Here is a 26,854-nt window from a genome sequence, read left to right on the forward strand (position 1 = left end):
GAGAAGCATGTCATTATCAACCCAATTATATGGAATCAACTAATTAGACCCCAGTGAACTGCTTATTTTGGCGCCGTCAGGGTTCTTTTTGGTCGGTTCGTTTGTTAATGGGTATAATAAAGACTAGGAGGTTCTGTCCAATGTCATTAAATGCTGACGAAATTTGGCAACAATTCATCCAAAAACATCCAACCGCTAAAAATACGCCACATCACGCGTGGTCGTTTGGCGGTGGCTCTGAGGCTGCCGACATTGAATCAATGCGTGTTGTTGCCGGTATGAAACAGACCACGACAACACTAGCCGCCTTGTATGCGCACGACAAACAACCCGTGCCTATCCCCAATCATGATTATGAAATTTTGTTTGATTGCTCCGTTCATGCAGTGGCTATCCTTCAATATGTCGCCGTGCAACAAATGCCGTTTGACCATGTTACCGCGGAGCACGCATACCTAGAAGACGGCACTTCCCTATCCATCTGGCAAACGTCTCACCGCGCTCGATTACAAACGCAGGCCGAAGCAATTGGGCAACACTTCACGGATCAAACACCAGTGGTGGCTTTAACGTTTAAGGTGGTCTACCTGCCCACCAGCCTTTAACATAAAATGATTGTATAAAAAAAGAATCATCCGTTTGAGCACTGCCGCAGTAATCGGTAGGTCAAACGAATGATCCTTTTTATTTTGATTTTATTGGATGTCAGTCCGCGTAGCTGTTATTACAAAGCTGTCCAACGTCTTCATCTGCGTTAAATCATAAGTCTGCAATGTACGAATTTCGGTTTTCATCAGTTGTTTAAACTTATCGGGCAAGGACATTGCAGTCACAGCTGCTAAGCCAGTTTCAGCCGTGTAACTGGCCTCCCAATACCCATCCTCCATCTTCATCGCATCTTGACTGGTTGTTTGGACGGTATACCCGAGTTCATGGAGCACCTCAACGAGCCATCCCTTAGTCACTAGTGTTCTCACATTAGCGAAACTGTTAGGCGTAAACGCGGCCAGTTGTGTCTCAATCAACACAGCCAATTGATGAGGAACTTGGTTCGCTAATCGCGGTGTAATATCCCATTCAGCAAAGAAAATTTGTTTACACCACGGTGTGACTTTCCGCAAGGTGGTTTGTAACTGTTCAAGGCTGTCGAAATACCAGGAAGCGTGCGCAATCACCAGCCCGTCAAAGTAATTGTCCGGATACGTGATGTCGTTCTGCATCACGTCAGTCGCCAAATGCACCTCAAGTTGTTTGCCAAACGATGAATTAGCCAGATGTTGCTGAGCGTCACCAATTGTAATTGGCGCGCCGTAATCTAGCGGTGCCGGATCATAGGCCACCACGTGTCCATTTTCACCAACGGCTGCGCCCAAAACAGCGGTCATATCGCCTTGTCCACAGCCAAGTTCCAACAACTTCATGCCTGGTTCAATCTGCCAATCCTCAGCCAAGGCAATTCTGTATGCCGTTTGGTGTTCCTGTACTGGTCGACCGTTTGGGGCCAGCGCCATTGCGTTAACAATAGTGGTTAAATCTAAGTGATTCATGTGTCCATCTCCAATGCATTTTATCTAGTTCGTTTGCACCGGTTTGTTGCTCATATCATCAGGGGCTTTCTCTTATTAATTATTCTAAGCATACTCGTTTTATCATTCTTTACATCTTTTTTGATAAGTTGGCAAACTTGATATGGCAGCTAATACCGTTACGCTGATCAGAAACGCCGTTCCACGGGGACCGGTCTCAGCCTCCTAAAAGCCGGAGTCTTCTACCTTGATTATGAGCCGAAGTACACGTCTCATAAGTCATCCCGCAACACTAAGCGGCCAAGTTCTCGCCGCCAAGTGTTGCCGACACGGAACTCTGTTTCCGGTCAGCTCCACTACTATATAAAAATAAAAAATTGAGGCTGCATTTACAAAAAAAGTTTGTCGTTATAATGATACATACTAAAAGTATGCCACTGTGTGGGCTGAAGGGCGTCAACATTGATACCGAGCCGTGAAGGTGTTGTTAATCCGAATGGTTCTCTCGGATTTACAACATGGACGGTCGCGGAGACTCGGATTTCCACGAGGCTCTGCGGCGAGGTGAAAGACGGCGTGGCTCCGGATTGAACCGGTCCCACGGCGAGCGTGTCAATGTTGACAACCGCAAGCGTAGTCAAAGCACAACTTTGCATCATTATGACCACCCAATCAGCTTGTTTGTTGCTGAAATGAACAATCGCGTGTAAACTAAGACGGTCGCATTGTTCGGCCATGCCGCAAACATCATCGCACAGACTGTGCCGTGATCATTTGCTACATAATATAACTAAAACAAAATTTTAATCCTCGCTGAGGAGGTTTTATTTTCATGTCTGACAAAACGAAACAGGCTGTCAAACACAGTAGTTGGTTGTTACTCGGCATTATCTTGCTGGGCTCCAGTTTGCGGATGGTCATCACCGTCATCCCACCAATTCTGGCACCCATTCAACACACGTTGCACTTATCAAGTGGACTGGCCGGTAGTTTAACCACTATTCCACTACTATGTTTTGCGGTTCTGTCCCCGATTGCCCCGCGTGTGTCCGCTAAGGTAGGAACCGAAGTGGCATTATTGTTTGCACTGATTATTCTGGTCATCGGGAACTGGATGCGGGTTTATTCTGCAACAGCACTGATCATCGGAACTTTGCTTGTCGGTATCGGGGTTGCCTTTCTAAACGTCCTGCTACCAGCTCTGGTTGCGGAAAATTACCCTAACAAGATTGGTGAAATGACGAGTTTATATTCATTTTCCATGACGTTCTTTTCCGCCATTTCTGCCGGTGTTTCTGCGCCATTGGCTGGCAAAATTGGCTGGCAACTAACCATCCAAATTTTCTCCATCGTCGCCATTATCAACATCATTACGTGGTTGCCCAACTTACGTTACAATCACAAGGCACAACCGGTTGATGAGCAAACATCGACTACCCCACACGCGTCCGTTTGGAAGCAACCCACTGCCTGGATGATGACAATTTTCATGGGTCTGCAGTCGTTTGTCTTCTACACGCTGATTACATGGTTGCCAACATTGATGACCGACCGTGGTGTATCAGCAAACACCGCAAGCTTGTTACTTGGGCTGTATCAGATTGCCTCCCTGCCAGCCGCTTATGCGGTACCGATTATCTCAGCACGCGTTAAAAATCAATTTACGCTGCTAATGACGATTGGTGCAGGCTTCGTCATCGGAATCGGTGGCTTATTGTTGCCAATTCACACAATTTGGTATTTTGCTATTATCTGTATCATTCTCGGATGTGCAACGACGGCATCATTCGCATTAGCTATGACACTGTTCAATCTTAAGACCCGTACACCGCAAGAAACGGCTGACCTGTCAGGAATGGCACAGTCTCTGGGCTATCTGATTGCTGCTGTCGGGCCAATCGCTTACGGCACGCTACATGTGATGCTCGGCGGTTGGAACATTCTAATGGCTGTTCTGTTGGTAATCTCAATTTTGACCATCGCCGCAGCTTTGTACGTTAACAGCAAGGAAGACGTGTTTCACTAAAATTTTCATTAAAAAACCACGCTGGGCTCTAGCCTAACGTGTTTTTTAATTTCCAAACATTATTTTTCTTATAACTAGTTGGCCTTGATAGCGCTGTCATGATACGCTATGACTACCCTCAGAAAGGTGGTTTAACTCACTATGACTATTAAAATGATTGCAACTGACATCGATGGCACGTTTATCACCAACGGTCATGACTTTGATCGTATGCATTTCAAACGCGTATTAGGCCAACTTGAGCAGCGTCACGTTCATTTTGTTATTGCGAGCGGCAATCAGCTTAAACATCTAACCGATATGTTTGCCGATTACGACAATATTGCGTTTCTGGCTGAAAACGGCGGTCTTGTCAGTTTAAATGATCAGGTCATTTTTGCGGATACTGTTTCGGCGACTGATCTCAATCAAGCACTCACTATGATTCGCACCGACCCAGTGCTGACGGGCGGTATGGTGATTCTTTCTGGTCGGCATGGTGCTTATGTTGAACGTGATACAAACGCAGAGTTGATGGAGCAGGCCAACTATTTCTACAGTGGTCTCCAATTGTGTGATCGTTTGACCGACGTTCATGATGACATGTTCAAACTGGATTTGGTGTGGCTGGACGATCAGGCAGGCCATCGAGCCGATTACCTCAATCATCACTTACCAAAAACGTTATCCGCTACAGCAAGTGGTTTTGGTGGCCTAGACATTATCCCCGCTCATATCAACAAACAGGTCGGCCTGCACGCACTTGAACGGTACTGGCACATTAAACCTGACGACGTGATGGCATTTGGGGACAATGATAATGACATTGCAATGTTGGCCCACGCTGGCCACAGTTTCGCTATGGCTAACGCGTCTGCGAAAGTTCAACAAAGTGCTAAGGCCGTTACCGAATGGACCAACGACGATGACGGTGTGTTACGGACGATTGACATGGTTCTCGGTTTAACCAACTAACGCTAAGCAGCGGCAGCAACTGTAAATAATTCAATTACTGGCTTACTTAAGCGCGCTAAGGTGATCCTGAACGACCTGTGCACAGGTGTTGATATACTGTTCTATTTGATCAAACGACAGCATTACTAATTGACGTTTGGGAACCGGTTCGAAATCATCCCGCAAGTCTTTAACCACTTGCATCACATCGCCATCACCAATTTCACGAACGGCTGCGAAATCGTGAGCGGAATCCGGCACAGACAACGGCTGCAGTTTGTGATGATTCGCAATCAAGAGATTGAGCGTATGAAAATCAGCGTAGTAAGCGGCCAATTTTTGATCACGCTGTGTATTTAATTGCGGCCTGATGAATGGATTGAACACGGTGTCTAACCACACCTTGTCCTCTAATAAATGTGCATAATAGCCACGAACAAACATATCCGGCAATAGTTGTCGTTGATATTCTTCAGCAAACATCTCTGGATGAATCGAGCGCGTTTTCCCATCTTCATTTAAGGTCATGTAGTGAGTCTGCGATTTAAAGTCAAAATTATGTCCACTCACATCTGGTGCCAAACTACCAATCGAAAAAGCTGTACTTTCAGGTGCTAGTTGCTGTGCAATGGCATAATGCATCATTCTTGAGCCCATTTTTTCCGCCACCTTTCTGGTCAATTACATCGTTTCATGGTTAAATTAAAACACTAACCAACACAATGTCACTTTTCCTGTTTTAAATACAGTCTTTTCAAGTGACTTAATTTAGGCTTGATAAATATCAGCCAATTAAAATATTAAGGATATTATGAAAACAGATACGTACCACTATTTCTCACTACCTGCTACTGATAAAGCAGCGATAGCCGAACTCAGCCATCATTATTGGCCCAATGTCGAAGACGCTGACGAAAACGATTTGCGCTACTATCTTGAACAACAGATTGTCGTTGTCATGCATGACAAAAACGGGCAACTGGCGGGATCACTGAAAATCCCGACCACGTCCGTCACACTTAATGATCAACGCTATCAAGTCAGCGGCCTATCCGAAGTGATGATTGCGCCTCAATATCTCCATAAAGGGTTTGGCACGTCACTTATCATGACCGCCTTTGCCTTAATTCAACACGACGACGCTGATTTTAGCATCTTCACCTGTCCACCAGACTTAGTCCCATTTTACGAACTCGGCGGTTGGACAACGTCGCCCCAAACCGTTTTGATCGGCGGTTCCTCAAGTAACCCCATCAAAAGCGATAACATTGGCACCGTGTCAATGTTAAGCTGCTTCACGCCTGTCGCACTTGATCACCAAGAGCAAATTGCTAACTCAACCATTGCTCTAAACGTTGGTCCTAATGTGATGTGGTAATCGCTAAAAGCGCCGGTGACGAGAAATTCGTCCCTCTTCGCGATCTAAATTACGTTTTTTCAGAAGATCAGCATCCAATTGACGATGCTGATCTTCTTTTAGTTGGCTCATTCCCTGACGGATGGCCGCCAACCGCGTTTGCGCCGCGTCACTGAGTCGATCAGTTGGTAGCCAGTCAATCAGTTCATCCAGCGCCGCTAGACGTGGTGTCACCCTTTCAGCAACTACCGCATCATAATCCCGCTGTGACCGGCTGTGCTTCTTTAACCGATTCGTTTCATTCAGCAATGACGTCACGCTTAACCACAAACCATCGACGATTTCGCTAATTGCAGCTGACGATAACATATTTTGCCTCCTCGAATTTTACCTTTATTAAAGAACTAATATCGTCTTTGCACAAACGATACATAACTAACACAAAAAACTGTAGTTAACCTTTACATTGTTTTGCCAAACTTAAGCCGTATGAGGTCGTTAGCAATACTTTTATAGCGTTTTCCTGTCGTTTCAACTCAGCATCATCACCAACATGGAGGGTATTTGGGATGAAGAGAAATCATTGGTTAACTTGGTTACTTGCAGTGCCGTTGTTAGTTGGATTTGCCACGGTGATCAAACCACAGCCGGCATCTGCCAGCCAAACAAAAAAACGGGTCAACATCACACTGTGGCATGCCATGACGGGCCCGTCAGAAAAGGCATTAGCAGATATGGTTACAGATTATAATCACGCACAATCCAAGGTCCACGTCACTGCACTCTATCAAGGAAACTACGGCGATCTCCAGAAAAAAATTATGGCCGCTGGTAAATCGAATACGTTACCCGCTCTGGGACAATTAGGTTACCCTGCCGTCCCAGATTTGCAAAGTCACCAATTGATTCAACCCATTACTAAATTGGTGAATGGCAAGCAAGGTTTAACTAAGAAAGATTTTGCCGATTTATATCCCACATTCACTAAAAACATGACTTACAAAAAGAGTTACTACACGACTCCGCTCAATAAGTCACCACGGTTGTTATTTTACAACAAGGCACTCCTCAAAAAGTATCATTTAGCTGTCCCCAAAACATGGCAGGACATCGCTAATGACGGCGCTAAAGTTAAACAGGATAATATCACGGCACTAGGCATCGATGCTGGTTTTGACATCGAATTTGCTGGAATTGCTCAAGAATTTGGCAGTCCGATTATCAATAATCGTTTGAAACCACAAATGAACAGCAAAGGACCCAAGGCCGCCAGCGCTTACTTTGTTGATAACATCAAAAAAGGCTACATCAAGCCGGCTGGATCTGACAAATACTATTCCGGCGCATTTACGCAAGGAAAGTCACTCTTTTACATCAGCTCCTCAAGTGCAATTCAAGCCATTCAAACACATGCCCCAAAGGACTTTAGCTGGGGAACGGCGGAAATGCCCGCTTATAAATCGACTCGTTTATCCGCAGTCGGCGGTGCGGATTTAATGATGTTTAAAGGCCTGTCCACTGCCAAACAAAAAGCGGCCTGGGACTTTATGAAATACTCAATGTCTACGAAGGCCAGCGCGAAATGGTCACAGGCATCTGGTTATGTACCAGTCAGAAAATCGTCAGTTAAATTGGCCAGTTATAAACAGTACCTGAAGCAGAATCCAAATCAACAGACGGCCGTTGATTCCTTGAGCATTGGTGTTCAGCAACCAACGTTTAAAGGCTACTCCGCTTTCCGTCAGGACTATATCACCGCCATTGATGATATGTTTTCACTGCGTAAAACACCAAAACAAGTTTTACCAGATCTTCAAAATAAAGCACTAGCAGCACAGAAAAACGGTAACTAACAAACTTCTCTATAAACAATTTTCTAATTAACATGGAAGTGTTGGACTCCTCGTTCTCGTTAGTCAACTCAAAAAATGTCGCTCCTGATTTTTAAGGAGCGGCATTTTTAAGGTGAACATCCTTCATTACTGACAAGAATTTCCTAGTTGGTAATGCCTTCATGCGAACCGTTCAATATTGCTCGCATACTCGTACCGCATCGATACTTGGCAATCCGATGTTCTGGTACCGTTGCCGGCTGACCACTGATGTCACTGATGACACGTGTTTTATTTGTATGAACGACAAATGTGCCAAAGCGGCGCAACTCCACATCGCGCCCAGCAGCAAGTTCCTCACCGATGCAGTCAAATAAGGCATCGATCACTTGTTGTGATGTACTTTGTGAGACCTCCGCATGTTTGGCAACCATTTTGACTATTTCTTTTTTCGTTGTTTTCTCTTTCATTATCTTAATACCCCTTAAATTTTCAACTGTGGAACATTGCTATAACATTTCATGTTTGGCAAACCTAGCACTGTTTAAACCGCGCTTAATTTCAATTTGAACAGTCACGTGACAAATATTGAACCGTTGCTGTAACAGCTGTGTTTCTTGAGCAGTAATCCACTCGATGTCTTCAATCGCATCAGGCGTAATATTCACGTGAGCGGAAAAGATGATATCCTTCTCGTCTTCCATCCATGCGTGAAGATGATGCACATCGACCACTCCTGGCACCTGCGTCATTGCTTCAATAATGGCGTCATAATCGAGTAATGGTGCGTTTTGCAGTAAAATTTTGGACGTTTGTTTCACAACACCAACGGTCTCATAAATAATGTAAAGCGACACGGCAATGGTTAACACTGCATCAATCCAATAAATGTGAAATGCCATCACCATCAAGGACCCAATAATTACCGCAATTGAGGCCAATGCATCCGCCAACAAATGTAAATACGTGGCCTTAATATTCAGGCTCTCCCGTGAATCTGCATGCATTAACACAGCGGACCCCATATTAAAGCAAAAGCTAACCAATGCCGTCCAAAACATGACAGATCCATTGATTGCTTGTTGGTGTAACAGGCGTTGAATCCCCTCCCACACCAAAACAATGGAGATCAAAATCAGTACAAGACTGTTGACAAACGCTGTTAATATCTCAACACGGTGGTAACCAAACGTCGCCCGCTCATCTTGATCGCGCTGCCCAATCCGTTGTGCTGAGTAACTCAACACAATGGACAAGGAATCGCCAAAATTGTGAATGGCGTCTGTGATCAGTGCCAACGACCCTGCTAATAAACCACCAATAATTTCAACAACCGTAATTGAGAGGTTGAGCAGCGTCACAAACGCAAATTTGCCACCCGTAAGTGGCCGTTCATGTTCTTCCATAATCATCTGTCTTTCTGTACGTCAAATGTGAAAGGGACAGTTCCAAACGAACTCACATTATTTCTACTAAGTTACTCTGATGTAAAAGTTCCACTAAGTTTGTTTGCTTAACCCATGCTGGTTAAACCTATGTAAGCTGACCTACGCAATCAAACTTAATGTTGCTTCTCGTTATCTTCGAAAATAATCCAATCTATGCCCCCAATATGAAAGGCGCGGCGCTTTTATCATCATGCCGTCTCCATTTAACATCATCGATTCAGGCACTTGTTGCATAATTGCACCAACCGTGTCGCATCGTTTGTGTAATACACGAACTTTATTATGACCAAATTGAGTTAATGTATATATTTTTTGGACCGTGGTTTCGTTCAATAAACGACGCTTTTTCAATAATGAAACCGTTTTTACGAGTCTATTGTTACCTGTCCCTAAAAATAGTGATAGGTTCGTCTCACTTGTTTCGTGCCCCGATAGTGCCAAAATATCAACCGCTAGCAAAATTCTGTTTGATAGTAAAATGACTTCCACATCCTTTTATTTAATTTTAGCCATCCCTTAAAAATAATATACCAAATTTTAAATTGAGTGTCCACAAATCTAAAAAAATGTTGTATTATATTCGGGTACCAAAATTATGTGAGGAGGTATTTGCTTTTGGACACAACAAGCAAAAAACCGAAAAAAGAGCATTTGATTCATTATGCTAACGGCCGTTCGCTCGAAGAAATTAACGGTACCGTTAAAGTTCCGATGGGGAAAGGATTCTGGAAAACCCTGCTTGCCTACTCTGGGCCTGGTGCATTAGTTGCCGTGGGTTACATGGATCCCGGTAACTGGTCAACTTCTATCACCGGTGGTCAAAACTTCCAGTATTTGCTGATGTCTATTATCTTGATATCAAGTTTAATCGCAATGTTGTTACAAGCCATGGCGGCTAAACTGGGTATCGTGAGTCAAATGGACTTGGCACAAATGATTCGTGCCCGCACTAGTAAGGCACTTGGTATCGTACTTTGGTTAATGACAGAATTTGCCATTATGGCAACGGATATTGCCGAAGTTATTGGTGCCGCAATCGCGCTATATCTCTTATTCCATATTCCATTGGTTATTTCAGTTTTCATTACCGTTTTTGATGTCTTGCTATTATTGTTATTAACTAAAATCGGTTTCCGAAAAATTGAAGCAATCGTTGTCGCATTGATCGTCGTTATTTTCGTCGTCTTTGCTTATCAAGTTGCCTTGTCAAACCCTGACTGGGGTGCTGCCATTGTGGGCTTGATTCCTAGCGCCAAGACCATTTCAAAAGGACCCGTAATTGGTGGTATTTCACCATTAACTGGTTCACTTGGGATTATTGGTGCCACGGTTATGCCACATAACTTGTACTTACACTCAGCCATTTCACAGACGCGTCAACTCGACCATAATGATGAAAACCAAGTTGCTCAAACAGTGCGCTTCACCATGTGGGACTCAAACATTCAATTAACAGTTGCTTTCTTCGTTAACGCATTGCTGTTAGTCATGGGTGTTGCCGTATTCAAGAGTGGCGCTGTTAAAGACCCTTCATTCTTCGGTTTGTACCAAGCTTTGAATGACACATCGACCATGAGTAATGGTGTGCTGGCCAGTGTTGCTCGGACAGGAATCCTGTCCACACTGTTCGCCGTCGCCCTGTTGGCTTCTGGTCAAAACTCGACTATTACCGGTACCTTAACTGGTCAAGTTATCATGGAAGGTTTCATCCACATGAAGATGCCACTCTGGATGCGTCGGCTGGTCACCCGTTTGATCTCTGTTATTCCTGTTCTGATCTGTGTTGGTCTAACAAGCGGTCAATCTGCTGTTCATCAACATGAAGCGTTAAATGATTTAATGAATAACTCTCAGGTCTTCTTGGCCTTCGCGCTACCATTCTCCATGTTGCCACTGTTGATGTTCACTAACAGTAAAGTTGAAATGGGTAAGCGATTCACCAACCATTGGTACACTCAAATTGCGGGTTGGGTCGCTGTATTACTTTTAATTGGGTTGAACATCTACAACATGCCAGCTCAAATTCAAGCATTTTTCCCAGCCAAAGACGTCAACATCGCTAACATTGTCGCTTACATCGTCATCGCTGCCATTGTTGCTTTACTCGTTTGGATGGTCATTGATCTCTATCACGGCAACAAACGTTACGAAGCACAACTTGCCGCAGCAGCCGAAGAAAACAATGCCACTGCTGAAGCTAAGTAGTCGATTTCAAATCTAATTTGAGGAGAATGAATAGACATGTCGGAAGATGTAGATAAGGTTTTCAAACGAATTTTAGTTGGGGTTGATGACTCCGCTGATGCCCAACTTGCGTTTAAATACGCCGTTCGTCGCGCTGCTAAGGATGGCGCAACATTGATTATCACTTCCATTTTGGAAAGTGATGATATGAACGTCTACCAAGCACTCACTAAAGACTATGTTCACGGCGAACATGATGAATTAGTCGCCCACGTTCAAGGTTACAAAAAGATTGCTGAAGATGGTGGCGTAGAAAATGTTGAAGTCATCGTTGATGAAGGCGATCCTGGTGAAACAATCGTTAAAAATGTAATTCCTGAGGTCAGTGCTGACCTGCTGATCATTGGCTCATTATCTAAAAAAGGAATTCGGAAGTACTTCGGTTCTCAAGCCGCATATATGGCAAAGTACTCGCCTATCTCTGTTATGATTCTGCGTTAATTTGAACCATTCCTGCTGTTTGAATGTACGCAAATAAGGTATCCAAGAAGTCTAATCACTTTTCGGATACCTTATTTTTTTACTTTCTGTTCACTTAAAATTCAACTTGTTAATCTGCTACATAATACCTTGCCGTTACGCCAAACGAAGACGCCGTTCCATGAGGACCGGTTTCAGCCTCCTGAAGCCCGGAGTCTTTAACCTTGATTATGAGCCGAAACCCACGTCTCATAAGTCATCCCGCAACACTAAGCGGCTAAGTTCCCGCCGCCAAGTGTTGCCGACACGGAACTCTGCCTTCGTTCAGCTCCACTCCTGTAGTAAATATTTCGATTAACTCTCATTTACCGCTTAAACAGTAAATGAAAGTTAGCTGATGCTTGCTACTATTTAGCTGGAGGGCGTCAACATTGATACCGAGCCGTGAAAGTAACGTTAATTCGGTGGTTTATCCGAATTTAGGTTACGGACGGTCGCATAGACTCGATGGGCTTACGAGGCTGTGCGACGAGGTGAAAGACTCCGAACTGGGGAGGCTTGAACCGGTCCCACGGCGAGCGTGTCAATGTTGACAACCGTAAGCGAGCTCTAAACCTCTATTTTTCAGCAAACGTCATCAAACAATGTTGAAACTAGTTGACCCAAGCTTGATTGGCATGGTGAATTTCAGCCAACTGCGACTTCCGAACCAACCACAATCCAATCAGAAGAACTGGCAAATAATGAACCGCGTCACTGACCAGAGAAAACATCAACTCTTCCCCTGACATCGAGCCGCTGAGAATGTTGGCGTGTTCCGCAAACTCAAGGTAGAACGACGGCAAATCAAATGTTGCATGCATCACCATCGACCAAAATAATGAACCGGTGCGCAGTGTCACCGCAGAGAAATACACGCCTAAACAAATAGCATAACCAATCTGAAGCGTTGTGTTAATTCCGCTTTGACCGAAGTTATCGAAAAAGTGACCGGCATGCATAAGTCCAAAAAGCACGCTGCTGACTAAAACAGCATTTACAATGCGATGACGGCCCTTAAAGTTATGCACGAGCTGCCCTAAAATGATGCCACGAAAGAAACTTTCTTCATAAAAACCGACAAGCAATGACATGACAACCGCTTCAACCCCTGGCACAAATTTTGTGTTAACGAAATAACTACCAATGAATACCCCACCATTAATAAAAACGAGGAGTAATCCCAGCCAACAAACATTCCAAAACAAACCATGCGTTTGCCAGCGATAAGATAACGGCACGTGGAGCCAGTATTTATTCATAACCACGATGGCGATCACGGCAATCAGTTCGACGCTTAACTCCCACGCCGTCTTATCCATAAACTGACCAAACAATCGTCGAAGGACAATTAAGCCAATCATCATGGCCACCGTAACGCCTGTCAGAATACTAATTGTTTGGCCTACAGACCATTTTTTCATTGCAACATCTCCAAGGACAAATTTCACCCATTTTTTTAGTTCACGTTTACAATATTCTCAATACAGTAATAGTAATGGAGGCGTTTATGATGCAAAAACAAGCCATCAATACTGCGACAAACAACTGGTGGGTGCTCGTCGCCATAGGCATTTTCGCATTTATGTCCAATTTGGACGCCAGCATCGTTAATATCGCCATCCCCGTTATGGGACGTCAGTTGAACATTCCTCTAAACCAAGCGGAGTGGGTAGTTTCACTTTACCTCATTTTCATGTGTGCGCTACTACTTTTCTTTGGCCGCCTTGGTGATATGTATGGAAAAGTACGCATTTTCCGCATTGGTACTGGCGTGTTCGTTCTTGGATCCCTGTTAGCAGCCGTCAGCACGACATTTTGGTTGCTACTATTGGCACGCATCGTCCAAGCATTTGGTGGTGCCCTAACCCTTTCCAACACATACGGCATTGTAACCAGTACATTTGATATCAACCGGCGTGGCCGGGCGATGGGATTTGTTGGCACATTTGTCGCACTCGGTTCAGTCGCCGGCCCAGCTCTAGGCGGACTCATCTTAGCGACGGGATCCTGGCATGATATTTTCTGGATCAACGTTCCAATCGGCTTAATTGCCATTATAATCGGTGCCTTTGCACTGCCTAAAACCGAATCGCGACTAGGTGGTGAAATTGACTGGTTTGGCTTGATGAGTTGGTCAATCTTCATTATCGGTCTGTTCGGCGGTGTATTCATCGGCCAACAAGTCGGCTTCACCGCCGCCATACCAATTATTGGTTTTGTCTTGGCACTAATTGCCATCGTGATTTTTCTTCAGCGAGAACGGCGCACGTCAGCACCCATGATGTCACTGCATATTTTTAGTAACCGACCGTTTACACTCGGTTTGAGTGCTGCCGTCCTGATTTTCTTATCAAATTTTTTTAGCGTCGTTCTCATGCCATTTTACCTGGAAAACGCTCGTCGATTCACACCTGGGCAAGCCGGAATTTTACTGATGGTTTTCCCAATCACGCTGGTTATCGCCGGACCAATTGGCGGTTTTCTGGCAGACAAGCTGTCACAGGCGACTGTTGCCAGCAGCGGGCTTGCCATTATCGCACTGTCGCAATTAGGCTTCGTGCTACTCTTGAACGGGACTACTCCCATTTGGCAGTACATTGGGATCACAATCATCATGGGATTGGGAACCGGCCTGTTTCAGTCGCCAAACGGTGATATCGTTATGTCAGTTGTCGATAAATCAGAACTTGGCATCGCGGGCAGCATTAATTCGCTAGCCCGTAACTTAGGCATGGTTACAGGCACTGCGGCTGCAACCACGACCTTATTTGGAGCGATGAGCCACTTCATGGGCTATCATGTCACAACTTATTTGCCAGCGCATCCCGACGCATTTTACTACGGTCTTCGCGTCTCATTTGTCGTATCGTTCATCATGATTGTTCTGGCATTGTTGACCTCACTGCGTTTGTCACACGTACTACACGGTCGTGAATTAAAGTAGGTTTTGTAATTGTTGATTCTTGGCAATTTTGACGCGCAATAAGGTTTTCCTTTTGTCCTCGGCCACCCGCCGAAAATCAGACAGATAAATCTCTTTGTGCGCCTTTTCTGTGCGTTCATAACCTTCATTGTGAAGAAAATACTCCAGCCGCTCGAAATCTTCCTGTTCAGTCTCAAACGAACCAACGTGTAACAGCATCCCCACAAGACCTTCAACAACCGTTGTAAGTTTCATCTCAGCCAACAGTTCAGCGGGCACCTTCTCCTTAACCATCGTTTTCGCTTGCGCTAACACCTGTTCGTCCACGAAGGCTGGTTGCTTGATCATAATCGTATACAACAATTGCGTTTTATCAATTGTTGGTTGGTTATAACCCTCTGGCAGCGTCCAGCGGCCCTCAAGTGGATAAACGGTGTAATCAAACGCACCAGGAAAGACAATGTTCTTTTTAGGTGCCATTTTAATGGCATAGCTGATTGCATACAGTGCAGCCACCTTATCACCAAACGGCGCGGTGTTTGGATCTCCATGCCCGCTTAAGGTAATAAACGTTTGTGCTGGGATGGTCGTAATCGTCGGTCGCTTCATGGTTGGATAAATGGAGCGCTCAGCTTTTCGCCATTCATATTTTTCTGTCATTCTTAGGCCCTCCATACAATTCAAGCTCGGATTCTTTGGTAATGTTACGCTACTTTCATTATACTGTTGCTAGAGTGCCATAGACCACCACGGCGACACAAATTGTAAACGAGGAGTTATTTAAAATTATGAAAATTGGCATTATCGGAGCCACAAACCGAACTGGAAACGTTATCCTACGGGAAGCGCAGTCACGAGACATCGATGTTGAGATCATCTTACGTGACCGCCGTCGAGTATCTTCAGACGCCGAGGTGTTGGAGATTGAACCTACGTTATTAACCAGTGATGACATTGAAGATTTGGACGTGCTCGTTTGCGCGTTTGGCACAGGTAAATTAAATGATAGTAGCCGTTTATACCCAGCATTGATCAAACACTTGCTTGAAATCACGAAACAATCCAGCGTTCGGCTGATGGTCGTGGGCAGTTCCAGTTGTTTATACACGGATGCCAAACGTTCACAACGGTTGTTTGACGAGCCAGGATTCCCAGAAGCTGCCAAAAATTCAGCAAATAGTTTAAATGAAGTCCTCAAACTTCTGCGGGCTAGCGATGGCGTTGATTGGACTTATATTTCACCAGCAGAAAGGTTTGTCTTTCGAGCACCTCGTACCGGTCACTATCAACTGGGAACTGATTTCCGCAGTTATAATGCCGCCGGTCTAAGCGAAGTCAGTTACGCTGATTATGCGATTGCATTCGTCGATGAGATTCAGAATCACCAACATATCAACGAACACATTTCCGTCGTTTCCCGCTAACTTTTAAAAATAATCCTTTTGTCTGTTTCGTTTGCGAAATTACTCGTACACTGGCCGCTCAGCCTGCGTTACAATCTTAAGTGACGCAAAAAATTCTGAGGAGGCCTTTTTATGTCTAAAGCTTTTGAAATTGAACCCGCATTCTGGAACCTGTTTCCTGATACAACGATTGGTATCGCCACGTTGCACAACTTCGACAATCACGGCGAGTTTCCCCAAGCTGTGCTGAATGACGCTAATCAACAAGCACAACAGTTAGTTCCCGAAACACCCATCGCTCAAAACGGTGTGGTTGCCGATTGGCGGGAGGCCTACCGCAAGTTCAAAACGAAAAAAGGTGCGCGTTCATCCATTGAAAACCTGCTCAAACGCGCTCAACAGGGGAAACCAGTTAGCAGCATCAACCCACTCGTTGATCTGTACAACGTCATTTCATTGCGTCACGCCCTTCCCTGTGGTGGTGAAAACATCGATGCCATGGTTGGTGACATCAAACTGACCGTGGCCGATGGTGGTGAACCTTTCCACCCACTGGGTGAAGATGACGAAGAACCTGCGCTGCCAGGCGAAGTGGTGTACAAAGATGACGCTGGTATCATCTGCCGCTGCTGGAACTGGCGCGATGGTGAACGAACCATGCTTACTGAAGACACAACTAATGCTTTTCTGTGCTTAGAATGTGTCAATCCAGAGCGAAAAGACGCATTGGAAGCGGCGTTAGCTGACTTAAAAGAGTTAACCAAAACCTACCTCAATGCCGATGCTGAAACCAGCATTTTAACGATCGATCAACCACGCGTAATCATTGACTAACATGTTTGTTGACCAATAACACATATCATTTTTGATTCAAATAAAGCAGGACTGTGGGTGCGATAAGCATCTGCGGTCCTGCTTTGTTGTAATAAATATTTTAATTCCAATCAAAGTCGAACGATGCCCTGCGGTTGTCGACATTGACACACTCACCGTGGGACCGGTTCAAGCCCGAAGCTCACGGTCTTTCACCTCGCCGCACAGCCTCGTGAAGTTCCGAGTCTATGCGACCGTCCGTGTTGTAAATCCGAAAGAACCCTTCGGATTTACAACACCTTCACGACTCGGTATCAATGTCGACGCCCTCCAGAGTACATTCGTCAGAAAATATTGTCCTAGCCTGACCACCCTTAACAATCAGAACCTGGCCACATATGGGTCTGTTTTAACACCCGCATTGTTTAAATATCAAAACGTAACTTCAAGGCCTCCGTTAACACACCAGACACATTGACCTTCTGCTCTTTTGCGATTCTGTCCAAATAATCCGGAATTGTGACACTTTTTCGAATAGTCTTCGAATGTTTACGTCTGTATGCAGCCAAATCTACTGGAATCAAAGCAACGGTTTCATCCTTTTTTAAATGGATGTCCTTTAAGTCTGTCGCAATCGGATAATCTGTTTTATCTTCAAGTAAAATTCCAATTGCATCCTCCGCCATTTTCACTGCGTCAACTAAATCTTCTCCCTGAGTTACCGCACCAGGAACATCCGGGATTTTGACCAAAATGTATTTACCATCCTTAGCAAAAACGGCCGGATAAATAACTGTTTGTTTTTCCATAATTGTCTCCTCCACAAAGCCAAACACTCAACTGAGTAAAATTTTTTACCCTCGTTCAATGCCTGCTTCTTTTAAAATTTCCGCCTCTAAACCCCTTCCAAGCTCTTTCGCATGTATTGGTACAATCACAGTTGTATTCGTCACAGCATTATACATTTTTAAATGCGACGAGCTATTTTGCGACTTTTTACGAAAACCATTATTTTTTAATAACTTAATCATTTCGCGCGGCTTCATTGGCATTTCTGTCACCTAAGTTAGATAAGATAATACATATTGTATATGCATTGATTTCGAAAAACAATTCATTTGACTTCTCCCGTAGAAAAAAAGGACGGCTTCAATGCCGTCCTTATCGCTTATTCCAAATACAGTTGTTTTAGTATTTCAATTTTATCTGGCGTCAGTCCAATCTTATCAGTTAGGTAATGTTTCATGTCACCCGACTGAGTCTTGACTTCTTCCATGGCAGCGTCGAAGTAATCTTCGCTAACGGTCCACAAGGCAGTCGCGTTATCCTTTACCGCTTGTGATGCCCCTTCGTCTTCCAAACGTTGCTGGTTTTCTGCAAGCATTGCTTTTGAGGCCAACCGAGTCAGCAAATAATCTTCTAGAATCGTTTGCTGAGGAACGTCTAAGGCAGACAGCAACATGATTGCCCCTAAACCAGTTCGGTCTTTTCCTGCGGTACAGTGAAACAGAACGGCACCACTCTGATTGGCCAACAAGTAATCAAAAAACATTCTATAGGCATTCTGTGAGAAATCGTCGGCAACCATCTCATGGTACGTTTGGACCATTTGACGATGTCCATAACCTGGCTCACTCAAATCATCACGTAATTCTTCACGTGAGGCGGAACTACGCGTATCATCAACAGCCAAGATTGGCGTATGGTAATCCTTGGCGCCACCGGGAACACGATCCGGTGCGCTAAGCAATTCTTTGTTCGTTCGAAAATCAAGAATGGTGTGAACACCATAATCGGAGAGTACCTGAAGATCCGCTCGATCAAGTGTGTTTAACTTAGCTGACCGAACAACGCGCCGCCAAGCGGTCGTGCGGCCATCGTTTGTCTGATAACCACCCAAATCCCGGAAGTTGTGCCCATTCTTAATTGGTAATATGCGTTCGATAGTTGCCGCCTCCTAAAGTTTTCGTTTGCTCTACTATTATACCTTTTCGAGCGGAGCCTTGTACAACCACAAACGTATCAAGTTTCAATTAAACTGCGACTTAATCAACACATTTGGTCAGCAAGCGTCTCCATTCATTAGAAAATGTTCATAATGTGCGAAAGCGTTTTCTTTTTGCTCGATTTTTTAGTATGATGAAAGAGAACCGTCGGTAGCGTCAGTGAGCGTTACGCCACGGAAGAATATACTGGAGGAATCATATTATGACTTACAAAGTAATTATGGACACTGACCCAGGTATTGATGACGCAGCTGCTTTATCAATGGCTTTAAACGACCCACAAATCGACCTGCAACTCATCACTGCTGTGGCCGGTAACGTTACGGTTGATAAAACGACGAAAAACGCACTGACCATCGATAACTTCTATGGCAAACACGTTCCTGTTGCAGGTGGTGCCAAGACACCATTGATTAAAGAATTCGAAGATGCTGCCCGCATCCACGGTGCTTCAGGAATGGCCGGATACGACTTCCCTGAACCAACTGACAAAGCAATCGACAAGTCCGCCGTAGAAGCTTTGCACGATGCCATCATGGCTAGCGATGAAAAGATTATCCTTGTGCCAACGGGTTCATACACAAACATTGCGCTATTGTTTATCCAATACCCAGAAGTTAAAGATCACATTGAAAAAATCATCGCCATGGGTGGTTCGTTAGGTCACGGTAACATGACCAGTGCCGCAGAATTCAACGTCTTCACTGACCCACATGCTGCCAAAATCATGTATGATTCTGGTGTGCCAATTGTGATGGTTGGTTTGGACGTTACCATGAAGGCCTTGATTACCGACGAAACGTTGGAAACCATCGACAAGTTTGGCCGCGCAGGTCACATGTTGCACGAAATCATCAGTCATGACTTCGATCACAACGAAAACGGGACCGCCGTTCACGATGCCAACACCATCTTCTACCTCTTACACCCTGAAGCCTACACGACCAAAGATTACTGGGTTGACGTTGTGACAGATGGCCCAGCAAACGGTGAAACGGTTGCTGATGTCCGTGGTGCCTATCACGATGGTAAGACTAACGCCAGTGTCTGTGTCGACGTTGACGCTGCTGCCTTTAACAAGTGGTTCATTGACGAAGTTAAAAACTTTAAAGACTAATTTTAAACACAGTTACAGTAAAAAGGTCGTCCAATCGGGACGGCCTTTTTTGATTCACTTGCTGGTTGCCTATTGATACTGTCTGCACGAAACTTACTACTAAGTGAGCTGAAGGGCGTCAATATTGATACCGAGCCGTGAAGGTGTTGTTAATCCGAGAGAACCATTCGGATTTACAACACGGACGGTCGTAAAGACCCGGGTTTCCACGGGGCTTTGCGGCGAGGTGAGAAACTCCGGTCCTCAGGAGAGTCGAACCGGTCCCACGGCGAGCGTGTCAATATTGACAACCGTAAGCGGCATTTAGACCCACATCCTGCATCCAACTTGATACAAAAGTTTGAAATCGCTCTAATGATAAATCCATGCACTTTCACCCACGAAGAAATATACTAGTGGCAGTTACTTTATTGTGTTGGAGGCAGAACTATGGACATTGACTTAATTGGGGCTGGACCCCGCGGACTGGTAGCCGCTGAACGCTTAATTGAATGGCAGCGTCAGACAAAACAGTATGACCACCTGAACTTAACGTTTATCGATCCATATGGTATCGGCGGCCGCGTATGGCCTGTTGGTCAACCCCACGAATTGCTTATGAACACGAACCCAGATTACATCACATTATTCACTGACGAGAGTGTTCAAATGGAGGGACCCATCGTTAAAGGACCAAACTTATATGAATGGGCACATAAACAAGCACCAGCTTTTTTGTTTGGACACCAATTGCCCAACCGGGCTGACTTACTCAATGAAGCGGCAGCATTAGTGCACAACGGCTACGCATCCCGCAGTCTCTTTGGTGCTTATCAACGCTGGTTCTATAACTATTTACAACAACGTTTACCTGACTCAGTTTCACTGACTCTTAAAAAAGAGCAAGTGTTGTCAATTCGTCATATTGACGCAACGCATCGCTACCTGTTAAAGACGGCGTCGGATCGTTTCCAAACGGACGCTGTCATCATGGCTCTGGGCCATTATGAAGATGAACTCACTGATGAACAACAGGCACTGTTAAACTTTGCCGACGAAAACGACTTGCACTACACAGCACCGACACAGCCACAAGAATACAATTTCACTGATTTAAAAGCTGGCGAAAATGTTATTTTGCGCGGGTTGGGACTAAGCTTCTTTGATGCCGTAACGATGCTCACGCAAGGTCGTGGCGGTCATTTCAATCAAGCTAAAGACGGTGAACTCACTTACCACCCATCTGGTATTGAACCTCACATTATTGCCGGTTCACGTCGCGGCTTTCCACTGCGAGCTAAGGGACGTAATGAAAAAGGCTATGGCGAACTTGATCAGCCGCACTTTCTTACACCAGACTGGTTCTCACACTATCAATCAACTGGCTCCTTAATTGGCTCGCGGTTCATTGAGCAAGTTCATCACGAAGCGGAGTACGTTTACTATCAACGTTTGCTTGCTTTGAAGTATCCACAGGTGGATGCTGACGAGTTCTTGCGTGAGTTTGTGGCCGCTAAGGAACCATCAGCGATTGTGTTCCGCTCTCCCATTGTTGAGAGCGACTACCTCAATTGGAATCAACTGTTAAATCCGGCTGAGTTTGTCGCTAACAGTGACAAGCCTGAAACCATGGCCGATTATTTGCAAACGGACGTTGAAGCGGCGTTGCTAGGTACCAAAACAGGCCCGCTCACTTCCGCGCTGGAAATGTTTCGTGATCTTCGTGATGTGGTTCGTAAAGTCGTTGACAACCAGCTGTTGCGACCAGAAGATTACCGCAACACGTTCCTTGGTCAATTTAACAATGAAAATTCGTATCTATCTGTTGGCCCACCTGAAACACGCATTGCCGAATTGCGAGCGTTAATTCAGTCCGGTATTGTGACACTTCTTGGACCCAGCATGATGGCTGAAGCAGATCCACAGACCCATCAGTTCGCCACATGGTCAAAAGTGAAACCTGAGGAACGCTACGAAGCCAGTTGGCTGATTGAGGCTCGTCTACCTGCCGTTTCTGCCAGCCATACGCTGAATCCACTAATCCAAAATCTGATCAAAGAAGGACTGGGCCGACCAGAACGCGTTACCATGGAAGATGGAAGCACTTTTGAACCTGGCGGCATCGATGTCGACATGAGTCGGAATGAACTCATTGATAGTAACGGTCAGCATCGAACAGGTCTTTACTTTTGGGGTGTCCCGACAGAAGGCCGGCACTGGTTTACAACAGCCAGCCCACGGCCAGGGGTGAACGACAATCTCTTACGAACGGCCGACGCCACTATCGCTGACCTATTCCACACCTTCACGAGCGTTCAATAATTATTTGATTAAGGAAGCGTATCTCATTATGGCAACAACGTACATTACGGCAGCACAATCACAGGCATTTGATGCATACACGATGAATCAAATTGGTGTCCCTTCAATGGTTCTGATGGAACGGGCGGCGCTTGCTGTCGCCCATCAAATCGTAAACAGTCCCAGTTTTGATCTAAAAAGTGTGTTAGTGGTTGCAGGCACCGGTAACAACGGCGGTGATGGCGTAGCCGTTGCCAGATTGCTGCACCTAAATCACATCTCAGTGACGATTTGGTTGCTCGGTAATCGAGACCATGCTTCTGAACAGACGCAACAACAACTGGCCATTGCTGATCACTACAACATCCCCGTTGTCACCGTTCAACCTGACATGGCGAATTACACAACAGTCGTGGATGCTATCTTTGGCGTCGGTCTATCACGTGACGTTACTGGTAAGTTTGCCGACGTGGTCGACGCCATTAACGCCGCCAAGGCTAATGTGATGGCGGTTGACATGCCTACTGGTCTCGGTACAGACAACGGCCAGGTAATGGGCACTGTCGTTGAAGCCACAGAAACAGTGACGATGAGCTATAACAAACTTGGTTTGGCAACCGACAACGGCCGTCGCTTTGGCGGCATTGTAACAGTTGCCGATATTGGTATTTACGACCCAGCAACACTGACTGAAAGGAAGTCTTGAATCATGGCAGACAAGAATAAAACGCTAGATGATTTTGAAACGAACGTTCCTGAAGTAGCAAATTTGTTGGCTAATGACCGTGAGATGCAAACCTTCTTTAGAAAGCTGACCCCAGGGTACCAACGTGAATGGGCGCGCTACATTTTCGATGTTAAATCGGAAGCAACCAAAGAAGCCCACATCGCCACCATGAAAACAGTGTTCAAAGCTGGTTATAAATCCAAACGTGCATACGATCAACGTGAGATTGAATAAAGAAAATGCTGCCCAGAGTTATGTGACTCTGAGCAGCATTTTAATTCAAAAAACTTATAAATTTACTTTGCAGCTTCCGCAACAGCAGCATTAACTTTGGCTTGTTCAGCTTCAATCAGTGCAACCCGACTTTCGATAACCTTAGTATCCATTTGGATCTCACGAGTTAAGCCAGGTGTGTTGAGTTTTGGTTCAAAGAAGGCTTTGAATTCAGCTAAGCGTTCTGGTGTCTTGAAGACATCAGCAGTCCGTGTGATAAATGTCGCAAATTCCATATCACCACCAACAGTCTTTTCAAGCCATGACCATTCGTCGCGAATCCAGTCCCATGCAGCTTGCTGACCATCTTTGTTCAGCAATAGTTCATAGTACCAACCGCGAAGGTCTTGTGGCTTAATGACATCAGCATTTTCAAACTGCGCAATGGTCTTCTTCACCAAAGCAGCATCCTTGGTTGCCGTGATTCCTTCCAGCAAAGATGTCTTGTAACTGGCATCAGAAGTCTTCTGATAAGCCGTCAAGAACTTGTTGAAGAGTTCTTCACTACCAAACTCCCGCATTTCATTGATCAAAATGTACGGACGCAAAGTTGCGTTCAACGTTTCCAACTTATCCGCATTAGCTTGGTATAAGTCATGAGCGGCCGCAATTGAATCAGCATTCTTGGCAAACATTGAAGCGCCCAAAACGATTGGCCGTGTCATCTGGTCATCATTGGACTCACCATCCTTGGCTTCCCAACCCAAACGCGCAACCTGCTTTGCACTCAGTTTGCCGTACAATTGGCGCAATTGCGTTTCTTCTGGTGTATCAGGTAACGTAAATTTACGCAAGTTGCCTGCAACCGTGTATAAAGCAGTATTGACAATCGTTGATTTGCTGTCGGCAAATTGTGTCAGCAATGGCACGATTGCTGCATATGACAGTTGCCGACCATCAGCCAGCATCCGCATGTCTTGCAATAATTGCAACTCATCAATACTGTCTAACTCATCTTTATGAGCTAAAATATTCTGCATCAAGGTGTCATCGTATTCCACAACGAAGTGAGAGTTGTTGCCGACGTTCAACCGGAATGGTTTGCCATTTGATTGACGTAAAGCATCGTAATCGCCTAAGACAATCTGCTTGTCTTTCATGATGGTTGGTGTTTCTTTGAAGTTACCGTTCAATGGAATCTGCCATTCACGGCCGGCATCCTTGCCGTCACCAACAAAGAATTGTTTTTGGGACAACGTCAGTTTGCCATCAACCACAGCGGCGTTAACGACTGGGTAACCTGGCTGTTCCAACCATGAGTTCATGATTGCACCAACATCCATGCCTGAAGCTTCACCCAGAGCAGACCATAAGTCAGCACCAGTAGCATTGCTGTAATGATGTGCAGCGAAGTAAGCCTTTAAGCCAGCACGTAACTTGTCGTCACCGAGCAATGCACGCACCATAACCAACATCCGCGCACCCTTGGCGTAAACGATATCTGGGTCAAACAATGAGTCAATTTCGGCCGGATTGTTAACCTGCACGTGAACAGGCTGAACCCCGTCCGTTGCATCACGGTTCAATGCGCCAGGAACATCATCAGTTTGGAACATTTCCCAAACGTGCCAATCTGGCTCTAAAGCATCAACGGCCACGTATTCCATCATGTTGGCAAAACTTTCGTTCAACCAGAGATCGTCCCACCACTTCATGGTTACGAGATCACCGAACCATTGGTGAGCCAATTCATGCGCGATAACCGTGGCGACGAGTTGCTTCATCCGTAGTGAGGTGTTATCTGGATCCAATACTAGGTAAGCTTCACGGTATGTAACTAAGCCCCAGTTTTCCATTGCACCAGCTGAGAAATCAGGCAGTGCCAATTGCCATGAATGTGGTAGTGGATATGGTGTTTGATAGAAGTCTTCATAGAATTCAATCGAGCGTTTTGCGATGTCCAAGGCAAAGTCCAGCTCGTTAGCCTTGTGGGCCTTGGTTGCGAACACACCAACCTTCACGCCACTCTTCGTGGTCGTCTGCTTGCTTTGTAAATCACCAAAGGCAAAGGCAATCAGATACGTCGACATCCGTACTGTCGTATCGAAGTAGTGCACACCATTTTCAGTGCGCACTTCTGGCATGTTGGCCAACACTGTTTCACCAGGTTGTTCGTCAAACTTCAATGCTAAGTCAAAGGTAGCCTTGGCTTCTGGTTCATCGACAGATGGAAAAGCCTGACGAGCAAACGTTGTTTCAAACTGAGTCCCAATGATTTGCTTCTTTTCACCGTTTAACTCGTAGTATGAGGGGTAAATGCCCATCATGCTGTCAGTTAGTGGTGCCGAGTACTCAATTGCCACCGTTACTTCGCCGGTCTTAGGTAAAGTGATGTTGATCACTTCAGCATCGTCATCTGTTGCAAATGGAACGTCCTGACCGTCAGCTTTAACGCTGGCAATGGTCATGCCCTTTTGATTAACCTGAATGTCCGTGGTCTTGGCATCCCCAGTAATGGTAGATGTCCCACTAATTTTCTTTGTATCACGTTCAACATCAATAAATAAGTTGTAGTGACTTGGTTGAAATTTCTGATAAAGTCGTGTTATTTCGGCCATAATTTCCCCTCGATTACATTAGAATACTCTAATTATATGCCATTCCATTTGTCTTTTGTGGTCCAACTAGGATTACCGCTGCGCAATAATTTTGTTAGCTTCGTTTTCCAAACGGAATAAAGTGCCTTCTGGACTTTGCCGATAATCGTTAGCAAATGTGGCGCTCATCGGCTTCACACGTCCAACCCGTTTGCCCATAATATCTTCAATTACGAGATCTTCGCCATCCCAGAGCACGTCATCGTAGTGCCCATCAAGCAAATAGTCGGCCCAATACTGCAACGTGTCATGAACAGCGTCTTTCATGACTTCCTCTTCAGTCACAACATCAGCACCATGACGTGTTTCGTTTAATTCTTGCACCTTTAAAACGACCTCATGCATGTTTTCTGGTATCTCTTGACTCATTTTTTCACCTCATTAATCAATCTACGTATTAAAAATAATAAACCCAAACGTGCATGTGTGCCCGCTACATAGTGGAAATTTGTAACAGCCAACGTCATTTTTAATTATACCGTTTACCATCACTTTCGCATAAAGGTTTGCACCGCAATGTTGGATGATTGCGAACGTTTTCGGTCGTTAAAATTGAATACCGCCGTGAGACCTGTTCGAGTCTTCTAAAAACCGAAGTCTTTCACCTCGGCTCACATTTAATTTTGACGACCTTCGGCTCACACAAAGTTAACCATAAACATTCATCGTATTTAATCCAAATTACGTACTGATAGGTGCCACGACCTTAATATAAATACTGTAATGAAATCAAACTAACGAATTTATCGGTAGAGAATATGACGACATATACCCACAAAGTACAAAAAAGGTAGATTGCAAATTTGATCCGAATTTTTTGACAAATTAGTCAGCATCACTTGGTAAGGTGTTTGCCAGTTAAGTACTTTAAGGGGGCGTTGGTTAAT

The 26,854-nt window shown here is 45.0% G+C and carries 26 protein-coding genes; 14 read left to right on the forward strand and 12 right to left on the reverse strand.

All coding sequences use genetic code 11. The features are described from left to right. Window positions 1–140: 140 nt before the first annotated feature. Entirely contained in the window at window positions 141–605 is a 465-nt protein-coding gene (locus GB993_RS09535) for an ASCH domain-containing protein (protein ID WP_161004098.1), read from the forward strand. Window positions 606–695: 90 nt separating this feature from the next. Here the strand turns inward: GB993_RS09535 and GB993_RS09540 are convergent, their stop codons facing one another. After that, window positions 696–1,547, reverse strand: coding sequence for a class I SAM-dependent methyltransferase (locus GB993_RS09540; protein ID WP_161004099.1), 852 nt, complete (start codon window positions 1,545–1,547; stop codon window positions 696–698). 811 nt (window positions 1,548–2,358) lie between these two features. On the opposite strand from GB993_RS09540, the gene GB993_RS09545 reads away from it, so the two are divergent. Both GB993_RS09545 and GB993_RS09550 read left to right on the forward strand, forming a co-directional pair. After that, complete coding sequence (locus GB993_RS09545; protein WP_161004100.1) at window positions 2,359–3,552, forward strand: CynX/NimT family MFS transporter; 1,194 nt, start codon at window positions 2,359–2,361, stop codon at window positions 3,550–3,552. Between the two features lie 141 nt (window positions 3,553–3,693). Next, on the forward strand, window positions 3,694–4,506 hold the full coding sequence (locus GB993_RS09550) for a Cof-type HAD-IIB family hydrolase (protein WP_161004101.1): 813 nt from the start codon (window positions 3,694–3,696) through the stop codon (window positions 4,504–4,506). A gap of 42 nt (window positions 4,507–4,548) precedes the next feature. Here GB993_RS09550 and GB993_RS09555 read toward each other — a convergent pair whose 3' ends face one another. Continuing rightward, on the reverse strand, window positions 4,549–5,142 hold the full coding sequence (locus GB993_RS09555; protein WP_161004102.1) for a hypothetical protein: 594 nt from the start codon (window positions 5,140–5,142) through the stop codon (window positions 4,549–4,551). A gap of 154 nt (window positions 5,143–5,296) precedes the next feature. Between GB993_RS09555 and GB993_RS09560 the strand changes: the two genes are divergently transcribed. Then, window positions 5,297–5,863, forward strand: a complete 567-nt coding sequence (locus tag GB993_RS09560; protein ID WP_161002231.1) for a GNAT family N-acetyltransferase — start codon at window positions 5,297–5,299, stop codon at window positions 5,861–5,863. Window positions 5,864–5,866: 3 nt separating this feature from the next. Here GB993_RS09560 and GB993_RS09565 read toward each other — a convergent pair whose 3' ends face one another. Then, complete coding sequence (locus GB993_RS09565) at window positions 5,867–6,211, reverse strand: hypothetical protein (protein WP_161004103.1); 345 nt, start codon at window positions 6,209–6,211, stop codon at window positions 5,867–5,869. Window positions 6,212–6,411: 200 nt separating this feature from the next. Between GB993_RS09565 and GB993_RS09570 the strand changes: the two genes are divergently transcribed. Next, a complete protein-coding gene (locus GB993_RS09570; protein WP_161004104.1) occupies window positions 6,412–7,695 on the forward strand; it encodes an ABC transporter substrate-binding protein in 1,284 nt (427 codons plus the stop codon). Between the two features lie 143 nt (window positions 7,696–7,838). Here GB993_RS09570 and GB993_RS09575 read toward each other — a convergent pair whose 3' ends face one another. Then, window positions 7,839–8,144 carry an HU family DNA-binding protein gene (locus GB993_RS09575; RefSeq protein WP_161004105.1) on the reverse strand — a complete coding sequence of 102 codons (306 nt, stop codon included), beginning with the start codon at window positions 8,142–8,144 and terminating at the stop codon, window positions 7,839–7,841. A 39-nt stretch (window positions 8,145–8,183) separates the two neighbouring features. Continuing rightward, a complete protein-coding gene (locus GB993_RS09580) occupies window positions 8,184–9,080 on the reverse strand; it encodes a cation diffusion facilitator family transporter (protein WP_161004106.1) in 897 nt (298 codons plus the stop codon). Window positions 9,081–9,737: 657 nt separating this feature from the next. On the opposite strand from GB993_RS09580, the gene GB993_RS09585 reads away from it, so the two are divergent. Together GB993_RS09585 and GB993_RS09590 are read left to right on the forward strand one after the other, a co-directional pair. Then, on the forward strand, window positions 9,738–11,327 hold the full coding sequence (locus GB993_RS09585) for an Nramp family divalent metal transporter (RefSeq protein WP_161004107.1): 1,590 nt from the start codon (window positions 9,738–9,740) through the stop codon (window positions 11,325–11,327). A gap of 36 nt (window positions 11,328–11,363) precedes the next feature. Then, complete coding sequence (locus GB993_RS09590; RefSeq protein ID WP_017260771.1) at window positions 11,364–11,807, forward strand: universal stress protein; 444 nt, start codon at window positions 11,364–11,366, stop codon at window positions 11,805–11,807. Between the two features lie 632 nt (window positions 11,808–12,439). Here the strand turns inward: GB993_RS09590 and GB993_RS09595 are convergent. Beyond that, a complete protein-coding gene (locus tag GB993_RS09595; protein WP_161004108.1) occupies window positions 12,440–13,249 on the reverse strand; it encodes a CPBP family intramembrane glutamic endopeptidase in 810 nt (269 codons plus the stop codon). 89 nt (window positions 13,250–13,338) lie between these two features. Between GB993_RS09595 and GB993_RS09600 the strand changes: the two genes are divergently transcribed. Beyond that, window positions 13,339–14,772, forward strand: coding sequence for an MFS transporter (locus GB993_RS09600; protein WP_161004129.1), 1,434 nt, complete (start codon window positions 13,339–13,341; stop codon window positions 14,770–14,772). Here the strand turns inward: GB993_RS09600 and GB993_RS09605 are convergent. After that, a complete protein-coding gene (locus GB993_RS09605) occupies window positions 14,764–15,411 on the reverse strand; it encodes a GyrI-like domain-containing protein (protein WP_161004109.1) in 648 nt (215 codons plus the stop codon). The genes GB993_RS09600 and GB993_RS09605 overlap by 9 nt on opposite strands. 128 nt (window positions 15,412–15,539) lie before the next feature. Here GB993_RS09605 and GB993_RS09610 point away from each other — a divergent pair, with 128 nt between their 5' ends. Further along, complete coding sequence (locus GB993_RS09610; RefSeq protein WP_161004110.1) at window positions 15,540–16,175, forward strand: NAD(P)-dependent oxidoreductase; 636 nt, start codon at window positions 15,540–15,542, stop codon at window positions 16,173–16,175. A 111-nt stretch (window positions 16,176–16,286) separates the two neighbouring features. Next, the gene (locus GB993_RS09615; RefSeq protein ID WP_161004111.1) at window positions 16,287–16,988 is read left to right on the forward strand and encodes a B3/B4 domain-containing protein; all 702 of its coding nucleotides are present in this window, start codon (window positions 16,287–16,289) and stop codon (window positions 16,986–16,988) included. A gap of 404 nt (window positions 16,989–17,392) precedes the next feature. On the opposite strand, the gene GB993_RS09620 is transcribed toward GB993_RS09615, so the two are convergent. The 3 genes from GB993_RS09620 to GB993_RS09630 form a co-directional block, all read right to left on the reverse strand. Beyond that, entirely contained in the window at window positions 17,393–17,776 is a 384-nt protein-coding gene (locus GB993_RS09620; protein ID WP_161004112.1) for a type II toxin-antitoxin system HicB family antitoxin, read from the reverse strand. Window positions 17,777–17,821: 45 nt separating this feature from the next. Continuing rightward, window positions 17,822–18,019, reverse strand: a complete 198-nt coding sequence (locus GB993_RS09625; RefSeq protein WP_161004113.1) for a type II toxin-antitoxin system HicA family toxin — start codon at window positions 18,017–18,019, stop codon at window positions 17,822–17,824. 116 nt (window positions 18,020–18,135) lie between these two features. After that, the gene (locus tag GB993_RS09630) at window positions 18,136–18,912 is read right to left on the reverse strand and encodes a tyrosine-protein phosphatase (RefSeq protein WP_347877356.1); all 777 of its coding nucleotides are present in this window, start codon (window positions 18,910–18,912) and stop codon (window positions 18,136–18,138) included. A gap of 263 nt (window positions 18,913–19,175) precedes the next feature. Between GB993_RS09630 and rihC the strand changes: the two genes are divergently transcribed. From rihC to GB993_RS09650, 4 genes are all read left to right on the forward strand, one after another. Beyond that, window positions 19,176–20,090 (forward strand): ribonucleoside hydrolase RihC, encoded by a 915-nt coding sequence (rihC, locus tag GB993_RS09635; RefSeq protein ID WP_161002220.1) that lies wholly within the window; start codon window positions 19,176–19,178, stop codon window positions 20,088–20,090. Between the two features lie 429 nt (window positions 20,091–20,519). Further along, window positions 20,520–22,391 carry an FAD/NAD(P)-binding protein gene (locus tag GB993_RS09640; protein WP_161004115.1) on the forward strand — a complete coding sequence of 624 codons (1,872 nt, stop codon included), beginning with the start codon at window positions 20,520–20,522 and terminating at the stop codon, window positions 22,389–22,391. Between the two features lie 28 nt (window positions 22,392–22,419). Then, the gene (locus GB993_RS09645) at window positions 22,420–23,076 is read left to right on the forward strand and encodes an NAD(P)H-hydrate epimerase (RefSeq protein ID WP_161004116.1); all 657 of its coding nucleotides are present in this window, start codon (window positions 22,420–22,422) and stop codon (window positions 23,074–23,076) included. 3 nt (window positions 23,077–23,079) lie between these two features. After that, complete coding sequence (locus tag GB993_RS09650; RefSeq protein WP_161004117.1) at window positions 23,080–23,331, forward strand: YdeI/OmpD-associated family protein; 252 nt, start codon at window positions 23,080–23,082, stop codon at window positions 23,329–23,331. Window positions 23,332–23,393: 62 nt separating this feature from the next. Here the strand turns inward: GB993_RS09650 and GB993_RS09655 are convergent, their stop codons facing one another. After that, window positions 23,394–25,928 (reverse strand): M1 family metallopeptidase, encoded by a 2,535-nt coding sequence (locus GB993_RS09655; RefSeq protein ID WP_161004118.1) that lies wholly within the window; start codon window positions 25,926–25,928, stop codon window positions 23,394–23,396. A 72-nt stretch (window positions 25,929–26,000) separates the two neighbouring features. Further along, on the reverse strand, window positions 26,001–26,336 hold the full coding sequence (locus GB993_RS09660; protein ID WP_161002215.1) for a hypothetical protein: 336 nt from the start codon (window positions 26,334–26,336) through the stop codon (window positions 26,001–26,003). Window positions 26,337–26,854 lie beyond the last annotated feature (518 nt).

The organism is Furfurilactobacillus milii (assembly GCF_009864005.1).
GTDB classification, from domain to species: domain Bacteria; phylum Bacillota; class Bacilli; order Lactobacillales; family Lactobacillaceae; genus Furfurilactobacillus; species Furfurilactobacillus rossiae_B.

What these genes read in the sequence shown, in the direction of transcription:
- GB993_RS09535 (WP_161004098.1), top strand. Translation starts at nt 141, where the DNA reads ATGTCATTAAATGCTGACGAAATTTGGCAACAATTCATCCAAAAACAT.
- GB993_RS09540 (WP_161004099.1), bottom strand. Translation starts at nt 1,547, where the DNA reads ATGAATCACTTAGATTTAACCACTATTGTTAACGCAATGGCGCTGGCC.
- GB993_RS09545 (WP_161004100.1), top strand. Translation starts at nt 2,359, where the DNA reads ATGTCTGACAAAACGAAACAGGCTGTCAAACACAGTAGTTGGTTGTTA.
- GB993_RS09550 (WP_161004101.1), top strand. Translation starts at nt 3,694, where the DNA reads ATGACTATTAAAATGATTGCAACTGACATCGATGGCACGTTTATCACC.
- GB993_RS09555 (WP_161004102.1), bottom strand. Translation starts at nt 5,142, where the DNA reads ATGGGCTCAAGAATGATGCATTATGCCATTGCACAGCAACTAGCACCT.
- GB993_RS09560 (WP_161002231.1), top strand. Translation starts at nt 5,297, where the DNA reads ATGAAAACAGATACGTACCACTATTTCTCACTACCTGCTACTGATAAA.
- GB993_RS09565 (WP_161004103.1), bottom strand. Translation starts at nt 6,211, where the DNA reads ATGTTATCGTCAGCTGCAATTAGCGAAATCGTCGATGGTTTGTGGTTA.
- GB993_RS09570 (WP_161004104.1), top strand. Translation starts at nt 6,412, where the DNA reads ATGAAGAGAAATCATTGGTTAACTTGGTTACTTGCAGTGCCGTTGTTA.
- GB993_RS09575 (WP_161004105.1), bottom strand. Translation starts at nt 8,144, where the DNA reads ATGAAAGAGAAAACAACGAAAAAAGAAATAGTCAAAATGGTTGCCAAA.
- GB993_RS09580 (WP_161004106.1), bottom strand. Translation starts at nt 9,080, where the DNA reads ATGGAAGAACATGAACGGCCACTTACGGGTGGCAAATTTGCGTTTGTG.
- GB993_RS09590 (WP_017260771.1), top strand. Translation starts at nt 11,364, where the DNA reads ATGTCGGAAGATGTAGATAAGGTTTTCAAACGAATTTTAGTTGGGGTT.
- GB993_RS09595 (WP_161004108.1), bottom strand. Translation starts at nt 13,249, where the DNA reads ATGAAAAAATGGTCTGTAGGCCAAACAATTAGTATTCTGACAGGCGTT.
- GB993_RS09600 (WP_161004129.1), top strand. Translation starts at nt 13,339, where the DNA reads ATGCAAAAACAAGCCATCAATACTGCGACAAACAACTGGTGGGTGCTC.
- GB993_RS09605 (WP_161004109.1), bottom strand. Translation starts at nt 15,411, where the DNA reads ATGACAGAAAAATATGAATGGCGAAAAGCTGAGCGCTCCATTTATCCA.
- GB993_RS09610 (WP_161004110.1), top strand. Translation starts at nt 15,540, where the DNA reads ATGAAAATTGGCATTATCGGAGCCACAAACCGAACTGGAAACGTTATC.
- GB993_RS09615 (WP_161004111.1), top strand. Translation starts at nt 16,287, where the DNA reads ATGTCTAAAGCTTTTGAAATTGAACCCGCATTCTGGAACCTGTTTCCT.
- GB993_RS09620 (WP_161004112.1), bottom strand. Translation starts at nt 17,776, where the DNA reads ATGGAAAAACAAACAGTTATTTATCCGGCCGTTTTTGCTAAGGATGGT.
- GB993_RS09625 (WP_161004113.1), bottom strand. Translation starts at nt 18,019, where the DNA reads ATGCCAATGAAGCCGCGCGAAATGATTAAGTTATTAAAAAATAATGGT.
- rihC (WP_161002220.1), top strand. Translation starts at nt 19,176, where the DNA reads ATGACTTACAAAGTAATTATGGACACTGACCCAGGTATTGATGACGCA.
- GB993_RS09640 (WP_161004115.1), top strand. Translation starts at nt 20,520, where the DNA reads ATGGACATTGACTTAATTGGGGCTGGACCCCGCGGACTGGTAGCCGCT.
- GB993_RS09645 (WP_161004116.1), top strand. Translation starts at nt 22,420, where the DNA reads ATGGCAACAACGTACATTACGGCAGCACAATCACAGGCATTTGATGCA.
- GB993_RS09650 (WP_161004117.1), top strand. Translation starts at nt 23,080, where the DNA reads ATGGCAGACAAGAATAAAACGCTAGATGATTTTGAAACGAACGTTCCT.
- GB993_RS09655 (WP_161004118.1), bottom strand. Translation starts at nt 25,928, where the DNA reads ATGGCCGAAATAACACGACTTTATCAGAAATTTCAACCAAGTCACTAC.
- GB993_RS09660 (WP_161002215.1), bottom strand. Translation starts at nt 26,336, where the DNA reads ATGAGTCAAGAGATACCAGAAAACATGCATGAGGTCGTTTTAAAGGTG.